The organism is Isoptericola sp. NPDC057391 (assembly GCF_042668085.1).
Taxonomy (GTDB): Bacteria; Actinomycetota; Actinomycetes; order Actinomycetales; family Cellulomonadaceae; genus Isoptericola.
The window spans coordinates 1-9,599 of sequence record NZ_JBHVBO010000160.1; the positions used below are offsets into that span (position 1 = coordinate 1).

General features: G+C 75.2%; 9 protein-coding genes. 5 read left to right on the top strand and 4 right to left on the bottom strand.

The window, feature by feature from the left end:
- Positions 1–63: 63 nt before the first annotated feature.
- Genes ACFUVW_RS16730 through ACFUVW_RS16740 form a run of 3 tightly spaced genes read right to left on the bottom strand, consistent with a single transcriptional unit; the run spans position 64 to position 3,305 of the window.
- On the bottom strand, positions 64–1,749 hold the full coding sequence (locus tag ACFUVW_RS16730; RefSeq protein WP_430572448.1) for a ribonuclease J: 1,686 nt from the start codon (positions 1,747–1,749) through the stop codon (positions 64–66).
- Between the two features lie 34 nt (positions 1,750–1,783).
- Positions 1,784–2,722: a 4-hydroxy-tetrahydrodipicolinate synthase gene (gene dapA, locus ACFUVW_RS16735; RefSeq protein ID WP_430572449.1), complete on the bottom strand. Its 939-nt coding sequence runs from the start codon at positions 2,720–2,722 to the stop codon at positions 1,784–1,786.
- Between the two features lie 43 nt (positions 2,723–2,765).
- Positions 2,766–3,305, bottom strand: coding sequence for an AAA family ATPase (locus tag ACFUVW_RS16740; RefSeq protein ID WP_430572450.1), 540 nt, complete (start codon positions 3,303–3,305; stop codon positions 2,766–2,768).
- A 110-nt stretch (positions 3,306–3,415) separates the two neighbouring features.
- Here ACFUVW_RS16740 and ACFUVW_RS16745 point away from each other — a divergent pair, with 110 nt between their 5' ends.
- A complete protein-coding gene (locus ACFUVW_RS16745) occupies positions 3,416–4,882 on the top strand; it encodes an NAD-dependent succinate-semialdehyde dehydrogenase (protein ID WP_430572451.1) in 1,467 nt (488 codons plus the stop codon).
- A 12-nt stretch (positions 4,883–4,894) separates the two neighbouring features.
- Here the strand turns inward: ACFUVW_RS16745 and ACFUVW_RS16750 are convergent, their stop codons facing one another.
- A complete protein-coding gene (locus tag ACFUVW_RS16750) occupies positions 4,895–5,530 on the bottom strand; it encodes a maleylpyruvate isomerase family mycothiol-dependent enzyme (RefSeq protein WP_430572452.1) in 636 nt (211 codons plus the stop codon).
- 37 nt (positions 5,531–5,567) lie between these two features.
- On the opposite strand from ACFUVW_RS16750, the gene ACFUVW_RS16755 reads away from it, so the two are divergent.
- From ACFUVW_RS16755 to ACFUVW_RS16770, 4 genes are all read left to right on the top strand, one after another.
- On the top strand, positions 5,568–6,275 hold the full coding sequence (locus ACFUVW_RS16755; protein ID WP_430572453.1) for an AzlC family ABC transporter permease: 708 nt from the start codon (positions 5,568–5,570) through the stop codon (positions 6,273–6,275).
- The gene (locus ACFUVW_RS16760; RefSeq protein WP_430572454.1) at positions 6,272–6,592 is read left to right on the top strand and encodes an AzlD domain-containing protein; all 321 of its coding nucleotides are present in this window, start codon (positions 6,272–6,274) and stop codon (positions 6,590–6,592) included. Before ACFUVW_RS16755 ends, ACFUVW_RS16760 begins: the two co-directional genes overlap by 4 nt.
- 38 nt (positions 6,593–6,630) lie before the next feature.
- Positions 6,631–7,140: a GNAT family N-acetyltransferase gene (locus ACFUVW_RS16765; protein ID WP_430572455.1), complete on the top strand. Its 510-nt coding sequence runs from the start codon at positions 6,631–6,633 to the stop codon at positions 7,138–7,140.
- Between the two features lie 82 nt (positions 7,141–7,222).
- Entirely contained in the window at positions 7,223–9,562 is a 2,340-nt protein-coding gene (locus ACFUVW_RS16770) for a glycoside hydrolase family 3 C-terminal domain-containing protein (protein ID WP_430572456.1), read from the top strand.
- Positions 9,563–9,599: the final 37 nt, after the last annotated feature.

Sequence of the window (9,599 nt, forward strand, 5' to 3'; positions counted from 1 at the left end):
GCCGCGCCCATCGTGGCGCGGCCCCGCCGCTCGTGCTACCCGACCAGGGCCTTCGTCCGACCGTCAGGCCTCGACGACCACCGGCACGATCATCGGCCGGCGGCGCAGACGCCGGTTGACCCACTGCCCGATGACGCGCCGCATCACCTGCTGCAGCTGGTAGGTGTCCGTGGCGCCGCCGGCGATCGCGTTCTCGAGCGCCGCCACGACGTCGGGCTGGATCTCCTCGAAGACCGCGTTGTCCTCCGCCATGCCGCGGGCGAGGATCTGGGGGCCGGCGAGCACCTTGCCGGTCGCCGTGTCGACCACGGCGAAGACGGAGACGAAGCCCTCCTCGGACAGCGTCCGGCGGTCCTTGAGCTCGTTCTCGGTGACCGCACCGACGGTGGAGCCGTCGACGAAGACGTACCCGCACGGCACCGCACCCACGACGGACGCCTTGCCGTCCACGAGGTCGACGACGACGCCGTCCTCGGCGAGCACGACCCGGTCGGCGGGGACGCCCGTGCGCACGGCGAGCGCCCCGTTCGCCACGAGGTGGCGCACCTCGCCGTGCACCGGCATGACGTTGCGCGGCTTGAGCACGTTGTAGCAGTACAGGAGCTCGCCGGCGCTCGCGTGCCCCGACACGTGCACCTTGGCGTTGCCGGAGTGCACGACGCGCGCGCCGAGACGGGTGAGCCCGTTGATGACCCGGAACACGGAGTTCTCGTTGCCCGGGATGAGGGAGGACGCGAGGATCACGGTGTCCCCGTGGCCGACCTGGACCTTGTGGTCGCCGTTGGCCATGCGGCTCAGGGCGGCCATCGGCTCGCCCTGGGAGCCGGTCGACATGTAGACGATGCGGTCGTCGGGCAGGCTCGCGGCCTGCTTGAGCTCGATCAGGACCCCCGGCGGCACGTCGAGGTAGCCCAGCTCGGCGGCGATGCCCATGTTGCGGACCATCGAGCGGCCGACCAGCGCGACCTTGCGGCCGTGCGCGTGCGCGGCGTTGAGCACCTGCTGCACGCGGTGCACGTGCGAGGAGAACGACGCGACGACGATCCGCTTCTCCGCCTGGGCGAAGGCGGCGTCCAGCGCCGGGCCGATCTCGACCTCGTTGGTGACGAACCCGGGCACCTCGGCGTTGGTGGAGTCGACCATGAACAGGTCGACGCCCTTCTCGCCCAGCCGGGCGAACGCGCGCAGGTCGGTGACGCGGCCGTCGAGCGGCAGCTGGTCCATCTTGAAGTCGCCGGTGTGCAGCACGGTGCCGGCGCCGGTCGTGACGGCGACCGCGAGCGCGTCCGGGATGGAGTGGTTGACGGCCACGAACTCGCAGTCGAAGGGGCCGAACCGCTCGGTCTGGTCCTCCGCGACGACGCGCAGCACCGGCTTGATGCGGTGCTCCTTGAGCTTCGCCTCGACGAACGCGAGCGTGAGCCGCGAGCCGACGAGCGGGATGTCCCGGCGCAGCCGTAGCAGGTAGGGCACGGCGCCGATGTGGTCCTCGTGCCCGTGCGTGAGGACGATCGCCTCGATGTCGTCGAGGCGGTCGGAGATGTAGTCGAAGTCCGGCAGGATCAGGTCCACGCCGGGCTGGTGGTCCTCGGGGAAGAGGACGCCGCAGTCGATGATCAGCAGGCGGCCCTCGTACTCGAGGACGGCCATGTTGCGGCCCACCTCGCCCAGGCCGCCGAGGGCCACGATGCGCAGCCCCTTCGACGGCAGGACGGGGGGCAGGGGAAGTTCGGGGTGAGGGTGGCTCACGGGGCCTCCTGGCCTCTAGTACTGCCGGTAGGTCTTACGGAAGGGTGGTGGCGCCCGCGCGGACGCCGTCGTTCAGGTAGCCCGCCGTCGCGAGGGCGTCGTGCAGCTGCGCGACGTCGTCCTCGGAGGCGGCCACGTTGGGAAGCCGCAGCTCACGGTTGTCGAGCACGCCGAGCGCCTCGAGCGCGGCCTTGGCCATCACGGCCTGCGCGCCGGCGCCGTTGAGCGCCTCGATGACGGGCACGGTGGGCAGGTACGCCTGCAGGGCACCCGCGGCGTCCCCGGCGTCCCAGCGGCGGACGACCTCGGCGAACGCCCCGCCCACGACGTGCGCGGAGACGGACACGACGCCGGCGCCGCCCATGGACAGGAACGGCAGCAGCAGGCTGTCGTCCCCCGAGTACCAGGCGAGGCCGGTCGCGGCCGCCAGGGGCGCGGCCGACGACACGTCACCGGTGGCGTCCTTCGTCGCGACGACCTGCGGGTGCCGGGCGATGCGCTCGTAGGTCGACGCCGCGATCCGCACGCAGGTGCGCCCCGGGACGTCGTACAGCATCACGGGGAGCTCGGTGGCGTCGGCGACGGTCGCGAAGTGCCGGTACAGGCCCTCCTGCGACGGTCGCGAGTAGTAGGGCGAGACGACGAGCAGGCCGTGGGCGCCCGCCTCGGCCGCCTGCTCGGCCATGCGCACGGCGTGCACGGTGTCGTTGGAGCCGGCGCCGGCCAGGACGTACGCCCGGTCGCCGACGGCGTCCACGACGGCGCGCACGAGGTCGGCCTTCTCCGGGGCGTGCGTCGTCGGCGACTCGCCGGTGGTCCCCGACAGGACGAGCCCGTCGTTTCCGTCGTCCACCAGGCGCTTCGCCACCTTGACCGCCGCATCCAGGTCCAGGTCGCCCGAGGGCGTCATGGGCGTCACCATCGCGGTGAGGACGGCGCCGAACGGGCGCGCGGCGGCAGGGGCGAGCGTCATGAGGTCAACCGTACCGGGCGCGACCGGGCGCGACGGACGGGACTCACCCCTCGAGCAGCCGGCCCAACCGGGCCGCGAGGTCCGGGAGGCCCGTCGCGTCGGCGTCGACCTCGAGCGTTCCCGGCACGAGGGCCACCGCGCGCAGGCCCGCCGCGTAGGCGTCCCACGCGGCGTCGTCGAGGTCGGCGCGCTGGGCCGCACGGCCGCAGGCGCGGTCGGCCGCCACCCGCCGCGCGAGCGTCGGCGGCGCGACCCGCAGGATCGCGTGGACGAACCGCGCCCCGCCGTCCGCGGCGGCCCGTGCGAAGCGTGTCACCTGGTCGGGTCGCGCCACGAGCTGCGGGACGACGACGTCGGCGCCGGCCCGCAGGTGCGAGCGCGCCATGTCGAGGGCGAGGCGCCGGGCGGGCTCTGCTGCGGGACCGGCGTCACCCGAGATCAGCGTGCGGACCACGTCCACGTCGAGGACGAGCGTGCCGGGCCGCCCGGCCGCGAGCGCCGCCGCGACGGTCGACTTGCCCGCCCCCGGCAGTCCGTTGAGGAGGAGCAGGGTCGGAGGGCGACGGCCCCGCGGTTCGTCCATCCGGCGATCCTAGGGATGCGGGGACGCCGACGGGGGTCGGTGACGGGTGCCGGGTGACGGCGCGAGCGTTCCGCGTGTCGAGCGGACGACGTGCTGTGCATACTCGGGGCATGAGCTCGCTGTCCCCCGCGCTCGTGGCCCACCTGCCGACCGGCATGCTCGCCGACGGCCAGTGGACCGCGGCCTCGGGCGGAAGGACCTTCGAGGTCACCGACCCCGCCACGGGCGAGGTGCTGTTCGACGTCGCCGACGCCTCCCCCGAGGACGGCCGGCGGGCGCTCGCCTCGGCCGCCGACGCCGCGCCCGCGTGGCGCGCCGTCGCGCCGCGCGAGCGGTCCGAGCTGCTGCGCGCCGTCTTCGAGCGGCTCGTCGCGCGCAGCGAGGCCGTCGCGTCCCTCATCACCGCCGAGTGCGGCAAGCCCCTGGCCGAGGCGCGGGCCGAGGTCGCGTACGGCGCCGACTTCCTGCGCTGGTACGCCGAGCAGGCGGTGCGGGCCGAGGGCCTCGTGCGCACCGCTCCCGCGGGCGCGAACCGGCAGCTCGTGCACCGTCGGCCCGTGGGCCCGGCGCTCCTCATCACGCCGTGGAACTTCCCGATCGCCATGGCGACGCGCAAGATCGGCCCGGCGCTCGCGGCCGGCTGCCCGGTCGTGATCAAGCCCGCCCACCAGACCCCGCTCACCACGATGCTGGTCGCGGAGGTGATCCGCTCCGAGGCGGTCGAGCGCGGGCTCCCGCCCGGCATCGTCAACGTCGTGCCCACGGCGAGCTCGGGCGACCTCGTGGCGCCGCTGCTCACCGACGACCGGCTGCGCAAGCTGTCGTTCACCGGCTCCACCGCCGTCGGGCGGACGCTGCTGAAGCAGTCGGCCGACCAGGTCCTGCGCACGTCGATGGAGCTCGGCGGCAACGCCCCGTTCGTCGTCTTCGCCGACGCCGACCTCGACGCCGCCGTCGAGGGCGCGACGGTCGCGAAGCTCCGCAACGCCGGCCAGTCGTGCGTCGCGGCCAACCGCTTCCTCGTGCACGACTCCGTCGCCCGCGAGTTCGCGCAGCGGCTCGCGGACCGGTTCGCGAGCCTGCGCGTGGGGCGCGGGGACGTGGACGGCGTCGACGTCGGCCCGCTCATCGACGCCGAGGCCGTCGAGAAGGTGGCCGGGCTCGTCGACGACGCCAGCGGCCGCGGCGCGCAGGTGCTCACGGGCGGCGGACGCCCCGACGGCCCGGGCACGTTCTTCGAGCCGACCGTGCTCGCCGGGGTCGACCGGGACGCGCGGGCGGTGCGCGAGGAGATCTTCGGCCCGGTGGCGCCCGTCGTCGGGTTCGCCGACGACGACGAGGCGTTCGCCCTCGCGAACGACACCGAGTACGGACTCGCCGCGTACGCCTACACCACGTCCCTGGAGCGGGCCCTGCGCGTCGGGGCGGAGATCGACGCCGGGATGATCGGCGTCAACCGCGGCATGGTCTCCGACGCGAGCGCCCCGTTCGGCGGCATGAAGCAGTCCGGCCTGGGCCGCGAGGGCGGCGAGGCGGGCCTCGAGGAGTTCCTCGAGACCGTGTACGTCGCGCTCTGAGCGCCGGACGGATCAGCCGAGGCGGTCGACGAGGACCTCGCGCCCCGGGCCCGTCAGGTCGTGAGCCGCGCCTCGGCGGCCGGCGAGCGCCATGAGCACGGCCTCCGCCGGCCCCCGCGCCTCGGGTCCCCGGCCTCGTCGCCAGCCCACGTCGGTCGCCACGAGGCGGACCCCGCGCGCGTGCCAGAACCCCCGCAGGGGCGGCGCGAGGACGGCGAAGTCGAGGGCGACCCGCAGCCGGTCCGCGGGCACGGCCCGCGGCCGGCCCAGCGGGCGGCGGATGTCCTGGTGGTGGATCAGCGCGTCCACCATGCCGACCCGGTAGCCCATCGAGGCCGTCGAGCCGCGCGGCTCGAGGTGCGACCTCAGGAACGCGACCAGCTCCGCGGGCGTGAGGTGCCGGTACTCCGCGAGCGCCACGTCGTTGAGCCGGCCGGGCCGCCACCGGGCCCGGGCGAGCCGGCGCAGCAGGTCGCGCCGCGAGTGCTCCTCGTAGCTCACGACGTGCGCGACGACGTCGTGCACGCTCCAGCCCTCGCACAGCGAGGGCGTCGCCCACAGGTCGTCGTCGAGCGTGTCGAGGAAGTCCGCGAGCTCGGAGCGCTCGGCGACGGCCATCGCGCGCACGTCGGCCGTCCCTCTCCGCATTTCTCCACGCTACGAGAGTCGTGGTTACCTGGCGCGCGTGAGCTCACGACAGCAGTCGCCGGCGGTGCGGTCCGCCGTCCGCCAGGGGGCGTCGGTCGCGGTCGCGACCGGCCTGTACGGCATCTCGTTCGGGGCGCTCTCGGTCGTGGCCGGCGTCAGCGTGCCGCAGACGATGGCGCTCAGCCTCCTGCTCTTCTCGGGCGGGTCGCAGTTCGCCCTCATCGGCGTCGTCGCCGCGGGCGGCTCGCCCGTCGCCGCCGTGGCGACCTCCACCCTCCTGGGCGTGCGCAACGCCCTGTACGGCGCCGTCGTCGCGCCGCTGCTCGAGGTGCGCGGCTGGCGACGCCTCGCCGCGGCGCAGCTCACGATCGACGAGTCGACGGCGGTGGCCGTCGGCCAGCGGGAGCGCGCCGCGACGCGCGCCGGCTTCTGGGTCACGGGCGTCGGCGTCTTCGTCCTGTGGAACGCGTTCACGCTGCTGGGCGCGCTCGCCGGGGACGCGCTCGGCGACCCGCGCGCCTGGGGGCTGGACGCGGCGGCCGGGGCCGCGTTCCTCGCCCTCGTGTGGCCGCGCCTCGCGGCCCGGCGCGCGCAGGTCGTCGCCGCGCTCGCCGTCGCCGTCACCGCCGCGCTCGTCCCCGTCGTCCCCGCGGGCGTGCCCGTCCTGGCCGCCGCGGCGGTCGCGATCGTCGTGGGCGTGGTCGCGGCACCGGGCGCCCCGGGCGGCCGGGAGGAGGCCGCATGACCACCACCGTGCTGTGGGTGACCGTCCTGGTCGCCTCCCTGCTCAGCTTCGGGCTGAAGCTCGCCGGCCACCTCATCCCCGAGCACTGGCTCGCGACCGAGCGCGTGCAGCGCACGTCGACCCTCGTCACGGTGGCCCTGCTCGTCTCGCTCGTCGTGGTGCAGACCTTCGCCGACGGCCAGGCCCTGGCGGTCGACGCCCGCGTGCCCGCGCTCGCCGTGGCCGCGATCGCCCTCGCGCTGCGGGCGCCGTTCATCCTCGTGGTCGTGCTCGCGGCCGCCACCGCGGCGGGGCTGCGCGCCCTCGGTTGGGGGTGACGGCCCCGCAGGGGGCACGCGGTCACTAGGGTGGCCCGATGGCACTCTTCCGCGAGACGGCCGACGTCTCGGTCCGCCCGGCGGTCCCCGGCGACGAGGACGCGGTCACCCGCGTCCAGGTGTCGGCGTGGCGCGCGACGCACGAGACGGCGCTGGGCGACGGCGTCGTCGACGCGCTCGACACGGACACGATGCGCGAGCGCTGGGCGCAGGCGATCGCCGCGCCCCCGGGCCCGGGCTTCGCCGTGCTCGTCGCCCTCGACGGTCCCGAGGTCGTCGGCTTCGCGGCGGTCGGCCCGGGCCAGCTCGTGGCGCTCGAGGTGGAGCCCCGGCACCAGCGCGGCGGCCACGGCTCGCGGCTGCTGTCCGCCGCGGTCGACCGGCTCCGCACCGACGGCGCCGAGCAGGTCGTCACCTGGGTGCTCGACGACGACGCCGCGCGCGAGCGCTTCCTCTCCTCGGCGGGCCTGGGTCCGGACGGCACGTCCCGCACCCTGGCGACCGGCGTGCGCGACGTGGTGGAACGGCGCTGGTCCGCCGCCATCTGAGGCATCCTCCATTTCCCTACCGCACGGTAGGTTTCTTGCTACGCTGGAGGGGTTGCCCGTCGCCGACCCCAGGAGCGCCCCCGTGACCCTCGACCAGACCGTGCCCGCCACCACGTCGTCCACCGCGGCGGACAGCAGCCCCGAGCACCCCGCCCGCCCGTTCGACGTCGAGCGCGTGCTCGCCACGCTGACGCTCGAGGAGAAGGCCTCGTTGCTCTCCGGTGCCGACTTCTGGCACACGCAGCCGGTCGAGCGCGACGGCGCCACCCTCGTCCCGTCGGTCATGGTCACCGACGGCCCGCACGGGCTGCGCAAGCAGGACGAGAGCGCGGACCACCTTGGCCTCGGCGACAGCGTGCCCGCCACCTGCTTCCCCACCGCCGCCGCGCTCGGGTCCACCTGGGACGCCGACCTGCTGCGCCGCGTCGGCGAGGCGCTCGGCCGCGAGACCCGCGCCAACGACGTCGCCGTCCTGCTCGGCCCGGGCGTGAACATCAAGCGGTCGCCGCTGTGCGGGCGCAACTTCGAGTACTTCTCCGAGGACCCGGTGGTGGCCGGCGAGCTCGCGACGGCCCTGGTCGAGGGCATCCAGTCCCTCGGAGTCGGCACGTCGCTCAAGCACTTCGCCGCAAACAACCAGGAGGCCGACCGGATGCGCGTGTCGGCCGACGTCGACGAGCGCACGCTGCGCGAGATCTACCTGCCGGCCTTCGAGCGCGTCGTCACGAAGGCGCAGCCGTGGACCGTCATGTGCGCCTACAACAAGGTGAACGGCGTCTACGCCTCGCAGCACGACTGGCTGCTCACCACCGTGCTGCGCGACGAGTGGGGTTTCGAGGGGCTCGTCGTGTCCGACTGGGGCGCCGTGCGCGACCGCGTCGCGGGCGTCGCCGCCGGGCTCGACCTCGAGATGCCGTCGTCCGGCGGCCGCACCGACGCCGAGGTCGTCGCGGCCGTGCGCGCCGGCGCGCTCGACGAGTCGCTCGTGGACACGGCCGCGCGGCGCGTGCTCCACCTCGTCGCCCGCTCCCTGCCGGCGCTGGACGCCCCGGGGTCGTTCGACGTCGACGCCCACCACGCCCTGGCCCGCGAGGCCGCCGCCGCGGGCACGGTGCTGCTCAAGAACGACCCGGTCGACGGCGCGCCCCTGCTGCCCCTGGCGCCCGAGGCCCTCGCCGACGTCGCCGTCGTCGGCGAGCTCGCCCGCACCCCGCGCTACCAGGGCGCCGGTTCCTCGCAGGTCAACCCGACTCGCCTCGACGCCGCGCTCACCGCGCTGCGCGCGGCCGCCGGCGCCGACCTCCCCTTCGCCCCGGGCTACACGCTGGCCGAGGGCCCGGCCGACGACCGCTCCCCCGACGCCCTCGTCGCCGAGGCCGTGGAGACGGCGCGCGGCGCCCGCACCGCGCTCGTGTTCCTCGGCCTGCCCGCCGCGTACGAGTCCGAGGGCTACGACCGCGACCACCTCGACCTGCCCGCCGACCAGGTCGCGCTGCTGCGCGCCGTCGCCGCCGCGAACCCGCGGGTCGTCGTCGCGCTCGCCGGCGGCTCGGCGATCTCGGTGGCCCCGTGGCAGGAGGCCGCCCCCGCGCTGCTCACCGGCTGGCTGGGCGGCCAGGCCGGCGGCTCCGCCGTCGCCGACGTCCTCACGGGCGCCGTCGCACCCTCGGGCCGGCTCACCGAGACCCTGCCCCTGCGCCTCGAGGACACCCCGGCCTTCGGGAACTTCCCGGGCGAGCTCGGCCACGTGCGCTACGGCGAGGGCGTGCTGGTGGGCTACCGCTGGTACGACGCCCGCAAGGTCGACGTCGCCTACCCGTTCGGGCACGGCCTGACCTACACGACGTTCGCGTACGACGACGCCGCGGCGGAGGTCACCGGCTCCGGCGCCGACACCCGCGTGCGCGTCACCGTGCGCGTGACCAACACCGGCGCCGTCGCGGGCGCGGAGGTCGTGCAGGTGTACGTCGGCGACCCGCAGGCCCAGGTGCAGCGCCCCGAGCGAGAGCTCAAGGCGTTCGCGAAGGTGCACCTGGAGCCGGGCGCGTCGCAGGTCGTGACGCTCGACCTCGACGCCCGCGACCTGTCCTACTGGCACCCCGTGCTGCGCCGCTGGGTGCTGGAGGGCGGCGAGTTCCGCGTCGCCGTGGGCGCCTCGTCCCGCGACCTGCGCGCCGAGCTCGCGGTCGACGTCGTCGGCGAGGACGTCACCCTCCCCCTGCACGAGCTGTCGACGCTGGGCGAGGCGCTGGCCCACCCGGTCGCGGGCGCGATGATCCGGCCCACCCTGGAGGCGACGCCGATCGACCCGTCGATGCTCGCCATGGCCACGGACATGCCCCTGGCGGTCATCGCCGACTTCGGCCTGGCAGGCTTCGACCGCGGCACCCTCGAGCAGCTCGTCGAGGCCGCGAACGCCTGACGAACGGACCCGACCTCCCTTCGAGCAAGCGATCTGT

What these genes read in the sequence shown, in the direction of transcription:
- ACFUVW_RS16750 (WP_430572452.1), bottom strand. Translation starts at nt 5,530, where the DNA reads ATGCGGAGAGGGACGGCCGACGTGCGCGCGATGGCCGTCGCCGAGCGC.
- dapA (WP_430572449.1), bottom strand. Translation starts at nt 2,722, where the DNA reads ATGACGCTCGCCCCTGCCGCCGCGCGCCCGTTCGGCGCCGTCCTCACC.
- ACFUVW_RS16765 (WP_430572455.1), top strand. Translation starts at nt 6,631, where the DNA reads ATGGCACTCTTCCGCGAGACGGCCGACGTCTCGGTCCGCCCGGCGGTC.
- ACFUVW_RS16745 (WP_430572451.1), top strand. Translation starts at nt 3,416, where the DNA reads ATGAGCTCGCTGTCCCCCGCGCTCGTGGCCCACCTGCCGACCGGCATG.
- ACFUVW_RS16760 (WP_430572454.1), top strand. Translation starts at nt 6,272, where the DNA reads ATGACCACCACCGTGCTGTGGGTGACCGTCCTGGTCGCCTCCCTGCTC.
- ACFUVW_RS16740 (WP_430572450.1), bottom strand. Translation starts at nt 3,305, where the DNA reads ATGGACGAACCGCGGGGCCGTCGCCCTCCGACCCTGCTCCTCCTCAAC.